The organism is Thermodesulfobacteriota bacterium, from assembly GCA_040756475.1.
GTDB lineage: Bacteria > Desulfobacterota > Deferrisomatia > Deferrisomatales > JACRMM01 > JBFLZB01.
Genome location: JBFLZB010000043.1, coordinates 12,995 through 28,086 on the forward strand (window position 1 = coordinate 12,995; position 15,092 = coordinate 28,086).

14 protein-coding genes are annotated in these 15,092 nt (G+C 70.5%); 8 read left to right on the plus strand and 6 right to left on the minus strand.

Features of this window, described 5'->3' with window-relative positions; all coding sequences use genetic code 11:
- The first annotated feature begins 64 nt into the window (after positions 1-64).
- The 5 genes from AB1578_08435 (at position 65) to AB1578_08455 (ending at position 5,662) form a co-directional block, all read left to right on the plus strand.
- Complete coding sequence (locus AB1578_08435; GenBank protein MEW6487927.1) at positions 65-625, plus strand: Uma2 family endonuclease; 561 nt, start codon at positions 65-67, stop codon at positions 623-625.
- 314 nt (positions 626-939) lie between these two features.
- Complete coding sequence (locus AB1578_08440; protein MEW6487928.1) at positions 940-1,380, plus strand: Hsp20/alpha crystallin family protein; 441 nt, start codon at positions 940-942, stop codon at positions 1,378-1,380.
- Between the two features lie 94 nt (positions 1,381-1,474).
- Positions 1,475-3,829, plus strand: a complete 2,355-nt coding sequence (gene lon / locus AB1578_08445) for an endopeptidase La (protein MEW6487929.1) — start codon at positions 1,475-1,477, stop codon at positions 3,827-3,829.
- Positions 3,826-4,827 carry a thiamine-phosphate kinase gene (gene thiL / locus AB1578_08450; GenBank protein ID MEW6487930.1) on the plus strand — a complete coding sequence of 334 codons (1,002 nt, stop codon included), beginning with the start codon at positions 3,826-3,828 and terminating at the stop codon, positions 4,825-4,827. Before lon ends, thiL begins: the two co-directional genes overlap by 4 nt.
- Positions 4,820-5,662: a protein-glutamate O-methyltransferase CheR gene (locus tag AB1578_08455; protein ID MEW6487931.1), complete on the plus strand. Its 843-nt coding sequence runs from the start codon at positions 4,820-4,822 to the stop codon at positions 5,660-5,662. The genes thiL and AB1578_08455 overlap by 8 nt, the downstream gene beginning before the upstream one ends.
- 298 nt (positions 5,663-5,960) lie before the next feature.
- Here AB1578_08455 and AB1578_08460 read toward each other — a convergent pair whose 3' ends face one another.
- Together AB1578_08460 and AB1578_08465 are read right to left on the minus strand one after the other, a co-directional pair.
- Positions 5,961-6,737 (minus strand): OmpA family protein, encoded by a 777-nt coding sequence (locus tag AB1578_08460; GenBank protein MEW6487932.1) that lies wholly within the window; start codon positions 6,735-6,737, stop codon positions 5,961-5,963.
- Positions 6,738-6,740: 3 nt separating this feature from the next.
- Positions 6,741-7,541 (minus strand): MotA/TolQ/ExbB proton channel family protein, encoded by an 801-nt coding sequence (locus tag AB1578_08465; GenBank protein MEW6487933.1) that lies wholly within the window; start codon positions 7,539-7,541, stop codon positions 6,741-6,743.
- Between the two features lie 320 nt (positions 7,542-7,861).
- On the opposite strand from AB1578_08465, the gene AB1578_08470 reads away from it, so the two are divergent.
- From AB1578_08470 to AB1578_08480, 3 genes are all read left to right on the plus strand, one after another.
- Positions 7,862-8,371 (plus strand): SH3 domain-containing protein, encoded by a 510-nt coding sequence (locus AB1578_08470; protein ID MEW6487934.1) that lies wholly within the window; start codon positions 7,862-7,864, stop codon positions 8,369-8,371.
- Positions 8,372-8,390: 19 nt separating this feature from the next.
- Positions 8,391-9,332 (plus strand): M48 family metalloprotease, encoded by a 942-nt coding sequence (locus AB1578_08475; protein ID MEW6487935.1) that lies wholly within the window; start codon positions 8,391-8,393, stop codon positions 9,330-9,332.
- A 155-nt stretch (positions 9,333-9,487) separates the two neighbouring features.
- On the plus strand, positions 9,488-10,153 hold the full coding sequence (locus tag AB1578_08480) for a hypothetical protein (GenBank protein ID MEW6487936.1): 666 nt from the start codon (positions 9,488-9,490) through the stop codon (positions 10,151-10,153).
- 106 nt (positions 10,154-10,259) lie between these two features.
- Here the strand turns inward: AB1578_08480 and AB1578_08485 are convergent, their stop codons facing one another.
- The 4 genes from AB1578_08485 to clpS all read right to left on the minus strand — a co-directional run bounded on the left by AB1578_08485 (position 10,260) and on the right by clpS (position 14,812).
- Positions 10,260-10,748: a polymer-forming cytoskeletal protein gene (locus AB1578_08485; GenBank protein ID MEW6487937.1), complete on the minus strand. Its 489-nt coding sequence runs from the start codon at positions 10,746-10,748 to the stop codon at positions 10,260-10,262.
- Positions 10,749-10,757: 9 nt separating this feature from the next.
- On the minus strand, positions 10,758-11,723 hold the full coding sequence (locus AB1578_08490) for a M23 family metallopeptidase (GenBank protein ID MEW6487938.1): 966 nt from the start codon (positions 11,721-11,723) through the stop codon (positions 10,758-10,760).
- 444 nt (positions 11,724-12,167) lie between these two features.
- Positions 12,168-14,486: an ATP-dependent Clp protease ATP-binding subunit ClpA gene (gene clpA / locus AB1578_08495; GenBank protein ID MEW6487939.1), complete on the minus strand. Its 2,319-nt coding sequence runs from the start codon at positions 14,484-14,486 to the stop codon at positions 12,168-12,170.
- Positions 14,483-14,812 (minus strand): ATP-dependent Clp protease adapter ClpS, encoded by a 330-nt coding sequence (gene clpS, locus AB1578_08500; GenBank protein MEW6487940.1) that lies wholly within the window; start codon positions 14,810-14,812, stop codon positions 14,483-14,485. The genes clpA and clpS overlap by 4 nt, the downstream gene beginning before the upstream one ends.
- Between the last annotated feature and the right edge of the window lie 280 nt (positions 14,813-15,092).

The following is a 15,092-nucleotide window of genomic DNA, read 5'->3' on the forward strand; positions in this document are numbered from 1 at the left end:
GGGCGCGACACGCTATGATGGGCGGGGCCGCCGCCCTCGTACCTGCTCCCGGAGGAGCCCACCCATGCCCCAGCCCGTCGCCAAGAAGGCGACCTACGAAGACCTCCTCGCCCTTCCCGACCACGTGATCGGGGAGATCCTCGGCGGGGAGCTGATCGTGACCCCCCGGCCGTCGAGGAAGCACGCCAAGGCCGCCTTCGCCCTGAGCGGCGAGCTCGCGCCTCCCTACGACTTCGGGCGCGGCGGCCCCGGCGGCTGGATCCTCCTGGTCGAGCCCGAGGTCCGGATCGGAGAGCACACGGTCGTCCCGGATCTGGCGGGCTGGAGGAAGGAGCGCTTCCCCTCAGAGGAAGACCACAACTGGATCTCCGCCGTCCCGGACTGGGTTTGCGAGATCCTCTCTCCCCACACGATTCGGACGGACCGGGTGCGAAAGATGGGCATCTACCGGGAGCACGCCGTGCCGCACGCGTGGCTTCTGGACCCGGGCAACAAGACCCTGGAGGTGTTCGCGCTCCGGGACGGGGCCTGGGTGGTCCTGGGATTCTACGCCGAGGACGACCGGGTGCGCGCCGAGCCCTTTCCGGAAGTCGAGATCGACATGGGGAACTTCTGGCTCGAATGAGAGCAGGTTGGGGGGCGTCGAGGATCGCCGGCGCTTTCGGCCGCGCTCCGGAAGACGACCTCGCAGGGGTCAGAGGCCAGGAGCGCCGACGCCCGGCTCCGAGCCAGCTCCGGGGCCGCCCTGGCCAGCGTTCCGATCCAGTGACGTGAAAGGGCTGCCGACGGTTCGGGCTCCATCGAAAGCCCCCACGGAAGGACGGGTCGACCGGCGAGGAGATGCCCGCGCTGTGCCCGGTGTCGGTTTCTTGACGCTCCCGGGGGCCGTCGCTATGATCCGGCCACCGACCCGCCGGACGACCCGCCGCCGAGGGGACCATGAGCCGGATTCCCCGCGACATCCTGGAACGCCTGGAGTACTTCCGCCAGGAGGTGGAGGCCCTCTTCCGGCGGCTCTTCGGCGAGGAGGCCGGGTTGGCCGGCCTGGAGGACAAACCCCCCTGGCCGCCGGTGGACGTGATCGAGACCGAAGACGAGATCCTGGTCCGGGCAGACCTGCCGGGGGCCGATCGGGGCGCGATGGAGCTCTACGGCGCGCCGAGCTTTCTGGTGCTTCGGGGGACCAAGCCCCCGGACACCCACAGGTGGACCTACCTGCGCCTGGAGCGCACCTTCGGGCCCTTCCAGCGCCTCGTCGTGTTGCCGGCGTCAGGCGATCCCGCCCGGGGCAGGGCGCGCTATCGGGATGGCGTCCTCGAGATCCGAGTTCCCCGGGTCGAGGAACGGCGCAAGACCCACCGGCAGATCCCCATCGAGTAAAGGTGACCGCATGTCCGAACGCGACGACATCCTGAAGGCCCCCGAGGGAGAGGAGGGCGTTCCCGCCACCCTCGACATCCCCGGGGTGCTGCCCATGCTCCCGGTGCGCGACGTGGTGGTGTTTCCGTACATGATCCTGCCGCTCTTCGTGGGCCGCGAGAAGTCCGTGGCTGCTGTCGACGAGGCCCTCCAGGGTGACCGGATGCTCTTCCTGGCCACCCAGAAGGAAGTGGCCACCGAGGACCCCGAGCCCGACGACCTCTACGAGATGGGCACCGCCGCCATGATCATGCGGATGCTCAAGCTCCCCGACGGCCGGGTGAAGGTGCTGGTGCAGGGCCTGAGCCGGGCCCGCCGCAAGGCCGTGGTCGCCGAGAGCCCCGGCTACCGGGTGGAGGTGGAGGTCATCGAGGAGGCCCCCGCCGGCAAGGCCGACTTCGAGGCCGAGGCCCTCATGCGCTCGGTGCGGGAGAAACTCGACGAGATCATCAACATGGGCAAGGGGATCTCCACCGAGATCATGATGATCCTCGAAAACGTGGAGGACGCGGGCCGCCTGGCCGACATCGTGGCGGCCAACGTGAACCTCAAGGTAGCCGACGCCATGCAGGTGCTCGACGCGGTGGAGCCCAAGGAGCGCATCGAGCGCATCCATGCGCTCCTGGACCGAGAGCTCCAGGTGCTCATGGTCCAGGCCAAGATCAAGTCGGCCGCCAAGGAGGAGATGAACAAGAGCCAGCGCGAGTACTTCCTGCGCCAGCAGCTCAAGGCCATCCAGGAGGAGCTCGGGATCTCGGACGACCGCGGCGAGGAGATCGCGTCGCTGCGGGAGAAGGTGGAAAAGGCCAAGATGCCCACGGAGGCCCGCAAGGAGGCCGACCGGGAGCTCCAGCGCCTGAAGGACATGCCCCCCTCCTCGGCGGAGGCGGCGGTGATCCGCACGTACATCGACTGGCTCGTGGAGGTGCCCTGGCGCAAGGTCTCCAAGGACAACATCGACATCCCCCGGGCCAAGGCGATCCTCGACGAGGACCACTACGACCTGGAGAAGGTCAAGGACCGCATCCTCGAGCACCTGGCCGTGCGCAAGCTCAAGCCCAGCGCCAAGGGGCCCATCCTGTGCTTCGTGGGGCCGCCGGGGGTGGGGAAGACCAGCCTGGGCCAGTCCATCGCCCGGGCCATGGGCCGCAAGTTCGTGCGCATGAGCCTGGGGGGCGTGAAGGACGAGGCCGAGATCCGGGGGCACCGCCGCACCTACGTGGGCGCCATGCCCGGGCGCATCGTCCAGGGCCTCAAGAAGGCAGGGGCGCGAAACCCCGTGTTCATGCTCGACGAGATCGACAAGATCGGGCAGGACTTCCGGGGCGACCCGGCCTCGGCCCTCCTGGAGGTGCTCGACCCGGCCCAGAACAGCACCTTCGAGGACCACTACCTGAACGTGCCCTTCGACCTCTCCAAGGTCATGTTCATCTGCACGGCCAACTTCATCGACCCCATCCCGCCGGCGCTGCTGGACCGGATGGAGATGATCCACCTCTCGGGATACACCCGGGAGGAGAAGCTCCACATCGCCCGGCGCTACCTCGTGCCGCGCCAGATGGAGGAGCAGGGCATCGACGCGCGGCACATCGACTTCTCCGACGACGCGGTAAACCTCCTCATCGACCAGTACACCCGGGAGGCGGGCCTGCGCAACCTGGAGCGGGAGGTGGCCAACCTCTGCCGCAAGGTGGCGCGCAAGGTGGCGGAGGGCCGGGTCAAGAAGTACGCCATCACCCGCCGCAACCTCCACCGCTACCTGGGGCCGCCCCGCTTCCTGCCCGAGGCCGAGGTGGAGGACGACCAGGTGGGCGTGGCCACGGGGCTCGCCTGGACCCAGGCGGGTGGCGAGATCCTCCACGTGGAGGTGACCACCATGAAGGGGGCGCCCAAGCTCATCCTCACGGGCCAGCTCGGCGACGTGATGAAGGAGTCGGCCCAGGCGGCCCTGTCCTGCGCCCGCTCCATGGCCAAGGACCTGGGAGTGGCCGAGGACTTCTTCGACCAGCGGGAGATCCACCTCCACGTGCCGGCCGGCGCCATTCCCAAGGACGGCCCCTCCGCCGGGGTGACCATGGCCTCGGCGCTGGTGAGCATCATGACCGGCCGGCCCCTGGACCACACGGTCGGAATGACCGGCGAGATCACCCTGCGGGGCCGGGTCCTGCCCATCGGCGGAGTAAAGGAAAAGTGCCTCGCCGCCATGCGGGCGGGCCTCAAGAAGGTGATCCTCCCCGAGCGCAACCGCAAGGACCTGGAGGAGTTTCCCCCCAAGCTGAAGAAGGCCCTGCGTTTTCACTTGGTCCAGACCCTCGACGAGGTGCTCGCCGTGGCGCTCCGGCCCGCCGCCTCCGGCGCGGCCCCTTCCGCGGACCCGGGCAGCGCCCCCGGGCAGGCGCCGCCCCCATGATGCTTCGGGAGTTGGGGGAGTTCGGCCTGCTGGAGGCCCTGGGTCTCTTCGACCGGCCCCACCCCCCCGGATGGGTGGGCCCCGGCGACGACGCGGCGGTCGTCCCCGCGCCGGGCCGGCCGCTCCTCATCACCACCGACCAGCTGGTGGAAAACGTCCACTTCCGGCGCCGGACCACCGGCGCGCGGGACCTGGGCTACAAGTGCCTGGCAGCCAACGCGAGCGACGTGGCGGCCATGGGGGGTCGGCCCCTGGCCTGCACCGTGTGCCTGGCCGCCCCCGGGGACCTGCCCCTGGACTGGATCGAGGATCTGTACGCGGGGTTCGAGGAGGGGAGCGCCGCCTTCGGTTGCCCCGTGATCGGGGGGGACACGTCGTCGGCTCCCCTGGTGGTGGTCTCGGTGGCGCTGCTGGGATTGGCCGGGGCCGCCGGGCCGGTGCTGCGCTCGGGGGCGCGGCCGGGCGACGACCTCTACGTGAGCGGCACCCCGGGGGAGAGCGCCCTGGGGCTTCGACTCCTGGAGGCGGGCGAAGACACCGGGGACCGGGCCCGGAGCACCCTGGCGCAGCGCCACCGGCGCCCCGAGCCCCGGCTGGCCCTGGGAGCGGCCCTGGGAGACGCAGGCCTCGCCACCGCCCTCATCGACGTCTCCGACGGCCTGCTCCAAGACCTGGGGCACGTGCTCCGGGCCAGCGGGGTCGGCGCCGAGGTGTGGGCCGAGCGCCTGCCGGTGTCGCCGGACCTGGCGGGGGTCGCGGCGGCCCTGGGAGTGGAGCCCCTGCCCCTGGTGCTCGCCGGAGGGGAAGACTACGAGCTCCTCTTTACCGCCCCCCCGCCGCGCCGCGCCCGGATCTTCGAGGCAGCCCGGGAGGCCGGAACCCGGGTGCGCCGGATCGGCCGGGTGGGGACGACCCAGGAGCTCTCCCTCACCCGCAGGGGTGCGCCCCTGGCGATGCCGGGCGCCCTGGGATTCGATCACTTCCCCCGCCGTGGGTGACCCCTCTCCCCTCGCCCTGCGGGCCCGCCGGCTGGTTCTCTCCCTGGCCGGGGCGGATCTGGGCCCCTACAAGGACAACCTGCTCCTGCGCCACGTGCGGGCGCTTGCCCGCGAGGCCGGTTTCGCGGACCCCGAAGTCTACCTGGACCACCTGGAGCAGGCGGGGCAGGATGCAGCCGCCCAGGCCGCCCAACTGGCGCGGGGCGTCAGCGTGCAGGTGTCGGGGTTCTTTCGGGATCCGGACGTCTTTGCGGCGCTGGAGGCGCTCGCGTACCCGGCGCTCTTCCGGCCCGGTACGGGGGACATCCTGCGGGTATGGTGCGCGGCCTGCGCCCGCGGCCAGGAGGCCTACAGCCTCGCCATCTCCCTGAGGCGCTATGCCCGGTCCCGGGGCCTCGCCCAAAGGGTGGCCGTGGTCGCGACCGACGTGGACGAGGGGGCTCTGGCGGCGGCGCAGGCTGGGGTCTACGGCCATCGGCACGTCGAGGAGCTCCCCGCGCCCGTGCGGGACGAGGCGTTCGAACGGTTGGGAGCCGGCACCTGGCGGGTGCGGCCCGAGCTGCGGCGCGTCGTGCGCTTTCGGCGGGCGGACCTCCTGGACTCCCGCACCCACCCCACCGGAATGGACCTGGTCTCCTGCCGCAACCTCCTCATCTATCTGCGGCGGCCGGTGCAGGAAGAGCTCATCCTGGGGCTTCGGCAAGCATTGAGGCCCGGGGGCTACCTGGTGCTGGGCGCGAGCGAGACCGCCCTCGGCCGCCCCTGGGGGCTCCTGGAGCACGTGAGCCCCATCCACCGCATCTACCGCCGCTCGGAGGACCCTGGGAACGCGTAGGGCCACCGCAGGGGTCTCCCCCTCCCCATCGGTATCGGGATCGGTATCGAAGTCGATCCCGATACCGATGAGAACCCGGGAACCCCCCCTCCCCGAACGAACGATGGCCCCTCCCGACGGGCGGGAGGGGCCGAGTTCGGAACCGGCCCCGAAGGGCCTTGCGCAACGTCCCCGGAGAGGCGCGCTTCTAGGAAGCGGGGGCATCTTACGGGGGAGTTCCTGGGTTGCGCATCGCCCAAAGGAGTGAATTTTGGGGGGGGGCCGAAAAAAAGTTTCGTTCCCCGGTCCCCCTCCCGGGTCAGGGCCGAGCTTCCCGAAATCCGCCGCCCGGGAGGAATTCGGGGCTCTTGAAGAGGAACTCCACCCGGCGATTGCGCGAGCGCCCCTCGGGGGTGGCGTTCGTGTCGATGGGCCGGCTCTCGGCAAAACCCACGGAGACCAGGCGCCGGGGGTCCACCCCGCGGTGGACCACGTAGCGCAGGGCCGCGGCAGCCCGGGCCGAGCTGAGCTCCCAGTTGCTCGGGAACTGGGCGGTCTCGATGGGCACGGAGTCGGTGTGGCCCAGGATGTAGAGATCGAAGGTGTAGTTGTGGAGGAGCCCCGCGATGCGCTCCATCACCCCGCCGGCTTCCGGCCGCAGCTGGGCCGAGCCCGAGGGGAAGAGGAGCTTGCCCTCGACCCGCACCGTGACCCCTTCTTCGTCCAGGAAGACCTCGGCCACGGCCCCGAGGTCCTGGAACAAAGCCTGGATGATGCTCAGGGCCTGCTCCATGGACGGGGCCTGGTCCTTCTGCGCCTGCTCGGCTTCCTCGGCGGCAGAGTGCACGGTGAAGTCCAGCGCCGTGGTGGACCGGGCCATGTAGTCTCCCATGACCTCCTTCTGCACCCCGAAGGCGTCCTTGACGCTGCCGAGCATCTCCCGGAACTTCACGGCATCCAGGTTGGCGAAGGACAGGAGCAGGATGAAGAAGGTCAGCAGCAGGGTCGCCATGTCGGCGAAGGTGGCCATCCAGGCAGGGGCCCCCTCCTCCACCTCGTCCTGGCTCCCCCGGGAGATCAACTGGTCGAGCTTCACGGCTCAGGCCGCCTCCTCGGCGGCGCGGCCGGCGGGGGAGCCGTCCCGCTTCTCCCGCCGCAGGGTGGGTGCCACGAAGGCCTCCAGCTTGTCCTTGAGGACCTTGGGGTTGGCCCCCTGCATGATGGAGATGATCCCCTCGGTGACCACCTGCTTGGCCAGGGCCTCTTCCTTGCTCCGGAACTCGAGCTTGTTGGCGATGGGCAGACACACGAGGTTGGCGATGAGGGCCCCGTAGAAGGTGGTGAGCAGCGCCACCGCCATGGCCGGCCCGATGGAGGACGGGTCGTCCAGGGTGCGCAGCATCTGCACGAGGCCAATCAGCGTGCCGATCATGCCGAAGGCGGGCCCCATGGCCCCCATCTGCTTGAAGACCTTCTGCCCGATGGCGTGCCGCTCCCGGGTGAAGCTGACATCCGTGGCCATGATGAACCGGATGAGCTCCTCTTCGTTGCCGTCCACGGCGAGCTGGATGCCCTTCTTGAGGAAGGGGTTCTTGATTTCCTTCTCCGCGTCCTCCAGGGCCAGGATGCCGTTGGTGCGCGCCAGACGCGAGAGGCTCACCATCTGGTCGATGATCGCATCCAGGTTCCAGGTGTCGTCCCGAAAGGCCTTGATGGCCACCTGGATCGATCCCACAACCGTGCGCAGCGGGAACATGATGAAGGTCACCGCGGTGACCCCGCCGATGACGATGAGTATCGACGGCACGTCGATGAACGCGAGAGGCGCACCCCCCAAGAGGAGCGCAGAGACGATCAGCCCCACCCCCGCGGCGAGACCGATGACCGTAGCCAGATCCATGGATCCCTCCTGGGCAGACCGGTTCCCCCCCTCTCATCGGCACCCCCGGCGCGGACTTGAGGGTTTGCCCGACCCCGGCCTCTCCCCCGGGGCAGATGGGGCGTGGGCCGGTGGAAACCGATGAAGCCAGGCGCACCGGTGTCGTGAGGGGCCCCTCATCGAATGAGCGCGGATCGCGGGCGTCGCCCCTACTTGACGGGGGGGCGCCACCGGGGAAGAATCCAAGGACGGGCTTCCGGGGGAAGGGGCGCCCGGGCGGGGTACCGGCTTCCATTCCCTCCGCCAACCCATACGGTCCCACGCGACGCCGAGGAGGCACCATGCGGCGCAACTCCTTCATCCTTTGGATGCTCCTGGCCCTGGCCGCCGCGGGCACGGCCCTGGCACAGACCACCGTGTGGGTGGCCTCCACGGGGACCAAGCTCAAGGCCGACACCCGCGCCACCTCCGCCACGGTGGCCGATCTGGCCCTGGGAACCGAACTCCAGGTGCGCGAGACCCGCGACGCCTGGTACCGGGTCGCGGGGCCGGGAGGGGTCGAGGGGTGGATCTACCGGGGCAAGGTGACCGAGACCCCGCCCGCCGCCGCCCCCGCCGGGGGCTCGGGGCTCTTCGGCGGGGTCACCGGCCGCAGCACCATCCAGGCGGCATCCGCCGACACCTCCCGGAGCATCCGAGGCCTCTCCCCCGAGACCACCGAGTACGCCGACGGCGCCGGGACCCCCAGGGAGAACCGGGAGGCCCTCGACCGGGTGCTGGCCCTCGTGGTGGCCGAAGACGAGCTCGAGGCGTTCCTCCAGGAAGGCCGCATCGGCGAGTACGCCCGGTAGGGGCGAGGGAGAGGAGAGCATGAAGCCCACCACCCGCATCCTTCTCGTCGTCCTGGCCGCGGCCCTGGTCCCGGCGGGGGCCGGCGCCTTCCTGGACCGGCTGGGCAAGGGCGTCCTCAAAGAGCTCGCCCCCCGGCCCGCCGAGCCCCCCGCGGGCGCGGAGCCGGCCCCCGCCGAGCCGGCGAAGCGGCCCGACCGCACCGGGCTCATCATCGGCGGGGTCACCGACCTGCTGGCCGGGACGACCCAGGTGCCCTACGAAACCGAGGTGGTGATCGGGGAGAGCCTGGCCCTGGAGGGGTTCGCCCGGTACGGCCGCCCGGTGGACGATCCCGAGCTCCAGCGCTACGTGAACCGGGTGGGCAACGCCGTGGCGCGAAACTCTTCCCGGCCCGAAATTCCCTACCGCTTCGTGGTGGTGCACAGCGACCTCTACAACGCCTTCGCGTGCCCCGGCGGCATCATCTTCGTGAGCTCTCGGCTCGTGAAATCCATGGCCGACGAGGCTGAGCTGGCCGGGGTGCTCGCCCACGAGGTGGGGCACGTGGCCCACCGGCACGCCCTCCAGTCCATTCGCCGGGCCCAGTTCTTCTCGGGGGTGGGAAAGCTCACCGCCGCAACCATGAGGGGGGACAAGGGCCGGGAGTTCCAGGGGATGATCGGCGACCTCCAGGGGGTGCTCTTCGACAAGGGCCTGGACCGGAACATGGAGTTCGAGGCCGACGCCTCCGGCATGGCGACCGCCTACCGCACCGGCTACGACCCGGCCGGCATGGTGCGGGTGCTCGAGATGCTCCAGCGCCACGAGGCCACCGCCCAGAAGGGCGGGTCGTGGTTCTCGACCCACCCGCCCCTGGCGGAGCGCCTGGCCCGCCTGCGCACCCAGCTCGGTCAGTATCCCGACGCGGGGTCCCTGGCCCGGGTGCCGGACCGCTTCGCCCCCTATGCCCGGAGGCTGTGAGACCTTGAAGGAAGGCCTGGAAAGCTCCGGGGATGAGGTGCGCAGGAGCGGGCTTGCCCGCGAACGGTGAAGGGCTTGCGCTCCCCGGGGCGACGATTCGCGGCCAAGGCCGCTACCGTGCCTTCCGTTGGCGAGACGGGCGCGGGGAGACGGGGTTGCGACAGGCGACAGGGGCGATCTTGGTCGTCTGGCTACTTGGGGCAGCACAGGAGGCGGGGGGAGCCGCGTCCGAGTTCACCTTCGAGGGGGCCGGGCGAGCCTACGAGGGCCTGAAGATGGAGGCCGCGCCGGTGGAGTGGGGCCCCATTCGGGTGCGGCTCGAGGCGCGCAGCGCGTCGTTGACCCTCACCTCCCACCGGCTCACCCTCTGGCCGCTGGCGGACGGGTCCCACGGGGCACGCCTGGCGGCGCGGGGCCAGGGACGGGGCATCCTCTGGGCTGGGGTGGAGGCGTTCGGACTGGGGACGGAGCAGTCCGACCCGGTGATCCTGCCCGAGCAGGAGCAGGAACTGGTCGGCCGCGTTCGCGTGGCCCGCGAAGCAGACCGATACCGCGTCACGCCCCTGGCGCTGCCGAAGAGCATCACGGTCCAGGTGCGCAGCGGTATGGGGGAACGCCTGGCAGGGTGGTGCGAGGGGCTGCCCCTCCCCTTTCTGGAAGCCGAGTGCGGGGGGCTGCGCCGCGTCCTGTCGACCCTCACGGTGCCCCTCCCCCGCCCGGGCGAGACCTACGACGTCGCCCGCAGTGATCTCACCCCCGAGGAGCGGCGGGTCCTCGACGCCTACCTGGATGCGGCGGCCTCCCTCGGGTCCTCGCGGTAGAAACTGGCAGGGGCAACGCATGCCTCGCCCCTACGACCCTCCCTGCGGAATTTGGCGTCTCCACGCTGGGAGGGCCGGCGCGGCTGACCGCCGGCAGACCCGAAACCTACCCCTGGGCGGCCGCGGGCTCGCCGGCCGTCTGGACCGGCCGCTGCTCCCGGCGCACGCGCTGGGGGAAGGCCACGGCCTCGGGGGGGAGCTTGGACGCTTCGGCAACCACAGGCTGCGAGGCCGGCACGGCGAGCCTCCGGCAGGTCCCCTCCAGCACGCCGCCCTTGGCCACGGTGACCGAGGCCGCCTGCACGTCCCCGTGGATCACCCCGGTCTCCCCCACGTCCAACTGCGCCAGCGCCTGCACGTTGCCCCGCAGGGTCCCGTTCACCGACACGTACCCCGCCACCACATCCGCCTCGATGGTGCCGGACCGGCTCAGGATCACCGTGCCCTCGCTGCGCAGCGTGCCCCGGAAGGTGCCCTCGATGCACACGCTGTTCTGGGTGGTGAGCGTGCCCTCGAACACGGCCTCCGCACCGATGATCGTGTCGATGGAACGGCTCTGCGCCTTGCCTTCCGCCCGGGAACCGAAGATGCCCATGGTCTCTGCTCACAGTTTGAGGGTTCTAAAGGGCCGATCCCAGATGTAGTCCTGGGGATCGACGTACTTCCCTCCGACGCTGACGCTGTAGTGGAGGTGGGTACCCGTGCTGCGCCCCGTGTTGCCCATGTGCCCGATCACCTCGCCGCGCTTGACCCGCTTGCCGGCCTTCACCGCGGCGGACGCCATGTGGCCGTAGATGGTCTGGACCGAACTCCCGTGCCGGAGCTTCATGTAGACGCCCAGGCGGCGGTCCTTTCCAACCTGCTCCACCTCCCCGTCCGCCGGTGCCAGGATGGGCGTCTTCCACGGCCCGGCGATGTCCACCCCGTTGTGGAACTCGCGTCCCAGACCCGAGAGGGGATTGTCGCGCCACCCGAAGGCGCTGGAGAGCCAGACCTGCTCGGACTCCACCGGCAGGATCAGGGGAATGCGCCGCGACTCGGCCTTGCGTTCCTCCAGGTGGGCCACGACTTCCTGCAGACCGGTTCGGAGCGTGCGGGAGACCTCGGCAAAGCCCGCCGCAACCGCCTCGTCCTCGCCGAACGGGAGCGGGCCTCCTCCCAGCGGTCCCTCTTCGTCGCCGGGGGAGCCCATGCCCCCCTGGTGGGAGCGCTTCTCGTCGTAGGTCGGCTCGTTCAGACCCAGGAAGCGTCGAATTCTGCCCTCGGTGGCGCGAATCTCCTGGAGCTCCTCCTCCATCCGCTGGTTTTGCCGCAGCAGCTCCCGGGCCGCGGCTTCGCCCTCGTCCCGCTCGGCCGACAGCCGCCCCACGGCCTCGGCGAGCCCCTGGATCTCGGCGATGCGGCTCGCGGACTCCTGGGAGACGGCGCGAACCCAGTACAGGCTCCCCGCCGCCAGGGCGAGGAAGAGAAAAAACCCCCCGACCACTCCGGCCACCGCCGCCTTGGGCAGCGCGAGAACCTTCGTGGAGGCCCCCCCTCGGGCCACCCATACCAACGTCACTCGGTCCACCGGTGCTCCTTTCGCCGGCCCCCCGGGGCCGTCCGTAGCTGCCGTCCCCCCCGGTTCTCCCGGGAGGAAGGCCCGGGTCTTCCCGGCCGAGGCTCGAATACCCCATCGGTCACGGGGCATCCGGGCTTGAGGTGCCGCTGTTTCTGCCGGGCACCCCAAGCAAGCAGGCATGGACCGTGCCATCCCCCAGTCGCGGCAAAACGGCGGGCCCGAACGCCTCGCGGGCTTGCCGGGGCACCGTCGGGTTGCCAAATCGAAACCGGCCCGCCATTTTCGTGACGGGCCGGTCGCCAGGACGAGCGCAGAAAAAGCCAAAGCCTGGGTCTAAGCTCCCAGGCCTCAGCAGTCGGCCTGCGCGGCGCGGGGCGCCTCCAGGCTCGTAGCCATAGATGCTCCCAGCGGCTCGAAGGTTACGCGGGGAGTTGCTTCCCTGTCCGGCTGCGGTTACGGCACTGCGGCGGCGGGCTCGCCTTCCTTCTTCCGCAGGGCGGGCGCCGCCCCCTCGACCGCGAGGGAGAGCTCCTCTCCCTCGACCCCCACCCGGACGGTGCCTCCGCCCTGGAGCCGGCCAAAGAGCAGCTCGTCGGCCAGGCGGCGCCGAATGGCCCGGTCGATCAGGCGGGCCATGGGCCGGGCGCCGTGCCGGCGGTCGTAGCCTCGCTCGGCCATCCAACGCCGGGCTTCCGGCGAGAGCGCCATCCCCACCCTGCGCTCGGCGAGCTGGTCGGCCAGCTCCGCCACCAGCTTGTCCACCACCCGCTCGATGACCTCCGCCGAGAGGTGAGCAAAGGGAATCCAGGCGTCGAGCCGATTGCGGAACTCCGGGGAGAAGGTGCGCTCGATGGCCTCCTTTTCCCCGTGGTGTCCGGCGGCCGTACCCCCGAAGCCGATCCTCTCGTGGGAGAGCTCCTGGGCCCCCGCGTTGGTGGTGAGGACCAGGACGATGTTTCGGAAGTCGGCCTTGCGCCCGTTGTTGTCGGTGAGCGTGGCGTGGTCCATCACCTGGAGGAGGATGCCGTAGATGTCGGGGTGCGCCTTCTCGATCTCGTCGAGCACGAGCACGGCGTACGGGTGCTTGAGGACCGCGTCGGTCAGGAGCCCCCCCTGGTCGAACCCCACGTAGCCCGGAGGGGCCCCGATGAGCCGGGAGACCGCGTGCTTCTCCATGTACTCGCTCATATCGAAGCGCAAGAGCTCGACTCCCAGGACCCGGGCGAGCTGACGGGCGAGCTCGGTCTTCCCCACCCCCGTGGGCCCCGAGAAGAGGAACGAGCCCACCGGCCGGTCGGGGCTCCCGAGCCCCGCGCGGGAGAGCTTGATGGCGGCCACCAGGCTCTCTACGGCCCCATCCTGACCAAAGACCACCTCTTTCAGGTCCTGCTCCAGGCTGGCGAGCCGCTCCCGGTCGGTGGTGGAGACGGTGCGGGGCGGCACCCGGGCCATCTTCGCCACCAGCGTCTCCACGTCCCGCGCCCGCACGGTCTTGCGGCTCGGGCGGGCAAGCCGGGCCGCGGCGCCCGACTCGTCCAGGACGTCGATGGCCTTGTCCGGGAGGTGGCGATCGGTCAGGTACTTGGCCGAGAGCTCCGCAGCGAGCTCCAGGGCGCGGTCGGCATAGCGCACCCCGTGGTGCTCCTCGTACCGGGACCGCAGCCCCTTGAGGATCTGCACGGTCTCGCCCACCGATGGCTCTCGGATCTCGATCTTCTGGAACCGGCGCGCGAGCGCTCGGTCTCGCTCCAATGCACTCTGGTACTCCTTGAAGGTCGTGGAGCCGATGCACCGCAGCCGCCCCTCGGCCAGGGCGGGCTTGAGGAGGTTCGAGGCATCCAGGGTGCCGCCGCTCACCGCGCCGGCTCCGACGATGGTGTGGATCTCGTCGATGAAGAGGATGGCGTTGGGGCGCTTGGAAATCGCCTCGATGACGGCCTTGATCCGCTGCTCGAACTCCCCCCGGTACTTGGTGCCGGCAATGACCGCCCCCATGTCGAGGGCAAAGAGCTCGGCCCCTTTCAGGGGCTCCGGGACGCGGCCCTCGTGGATGGCCAGGGCCAGGCCCTCGGCCACGGCGGTCTTCCCCACCCCGGCCTCCCCCACGTACACCGGGTTGTTCTTCCGGCGCCGGCAAAGCACCTGCACGGTGCGCTCCAGCTCCGCGGCCCGGCCGATGAGGGGATCGATCCCTCCCTCGGCCGCCCGCTGGACGAGGTTGGCGGTAAACGCAGCCAGGGGGTCCCGCACGGGACGGGGTACCTGGGGCTCGGGGCCCTCGCCCTCGGGTTCCTCGGACTCCTCGGGCTCCGAGGCCTCCTCTTCCGGCGGCTCCTCCCCCGGCTTGGGAACCCCGTGGGAGATGGCGTGGAGCAGATCGATACGGGTTACCCCCTGTGCGCGCAGCAGGGCCACGGCTTGGGACTCCACCTCGCGGTACATGGCCACGAGCACGTCGGAGGCGTCGATCTCCTTCTTGCCGGCAGACAAGACGTGATCGGCCGCCCGCTGGAGCACTCGGGTCACGGCCAGGGTCTGCTCGATCTCGAGCTTGGCACCCTCCGGCACGGCCTCCACCGCCCCGAGGTACGACTCCAGACCCCGGCGCAGCTCCGCCACGTCGGCGCCGCACGCCCGGAGAATCTCCACCGCGTAGGGATCCTGGAGCATGCCCAGGAGCACGTGCTCCAGGGACACGAGGTCGTGCCGGCGCTCGAGCGCCTCCTGCACGGCGGTGCTGAACGCAACTTGCAGTTCCTTGGTAATGGTCATCCAGTCGGCTCCATGGTGCAGCGCAGGGGAAACTCGGCTTCCCGGGCCAGGCGGGCCACCTTGGCGACGCGCGTCTCCGCGATCTCCCGTGGGTAGACGCCCGCCACCCCGACTCCCTTGCGGTGCACGTGCAGCATGATCTCCACGGCCTCGCCCTCGGTTCGATGGAAGACGGTGACGAGCACGCTCACCACGAACTCCATGGTGGTGTAGTCGTCGTTGTGGAGCAGCACCTTGTAGAGGCGTGGCCGTCGCAGGCGCTCCTTGCGCCTCACCGCCGTGGCCTGATCGTGTTCCGCTCCGGGGAGTCCCCTCGTGAGTGACATGGGACAGATTATAAGCACTCGCGGGGTCGGTGGCGACCCGGGATCTCTCCCCAGCGGCTGAAATCCTCGTGGACCTGAGATCTTGAACGATGCGTCAATTTTCTCCCCGGACCTCACCGGCGTGCGGCGTGCCGCGCTGCGCCCAGGGCGGGCCGGGGGCCTCCCCGGAGGCGGCGCAGGCGGACTTGGCGATGTGCCGCGGACACGGGATGCCCTCCCGTTCCCTCGCTGGAATGCCACGGACCTCCAGAATCTCACGGGATTCTGCGCCGCCGGAGGG

Excerpts from the sequence above, each read along its gene's own strand:
- AB1578_08440 (MEW6487928.1), top strand. The coding sequence starts at position 940 with ATGAGCCGGATTCCCCGCGACATCCTGGAACGCCTGGAGTACTTCCGC.
- lon (MEW6487929.1), top strand. The coding sequence starts at position 1,475 with ATGCTCCCGGTGCGCGACGTGGTGGTGTTTCCGTACATGATCCTGCCG.
- AB1578_08485 (MEW6487937.1), bottom strand. The coding sequence starts at position 10,748 with ATGGGCATCTTCGGTTCCCGGGCGGAAGGCAAGGCGCAGAGCCGTTCC.
- AB1578_08465 (MEW6487933.1), bottom strand. The coding sequence starts at position 7,541 with ATGGATCTGGCTACGGTCATCGGTCTCGCCGCGGGGGTGGGGCTGATC.
- AB1578_08475 (MEW6487935.1), top strand. The coding sequence starts at position 8,391 with ATGAAGCCCACCACCCGCATCCTTCTCGTCGTCCTGGCCGCGGCCCTG.
- clpS (MEW6487940.1), bottom strand. The coding sequence starts at position 14,812 with ATGTCACTCACGAGGGGACTCCCCGGAGCGGAACACGATCAGGCCACG.
- AB1578_08470 (MEW6487934.1), top strand. The coding sequence starts at position 7,862 with ATGCGGCGCAACTCCTTCATCCTTTGGATGCTCCTGGCCCTGGCCGCC.
- AB1578_08435 (MEW6487927.1), top strand. The coding sequence starts at position 65 with ATGCCCCAGCCCGTCGCCAAGAAGGCGACCTACGAAGACCTCCTCGCC.
- thiL (MEW6487930.1), top strand. The coding sequence starts at position 3,826 with ATGATGCTTCGGGAGTTGGGGGAGTTCGGCCTGCTGGAGGCCCTGGGT.
- clpA (MEW6487939.1), bottom strand. The coding sequence starts at position 14,486 with ATGACCATTACCAAGGAACTGCAAGTTGCGTTCAGCACCGCCGTGCAG.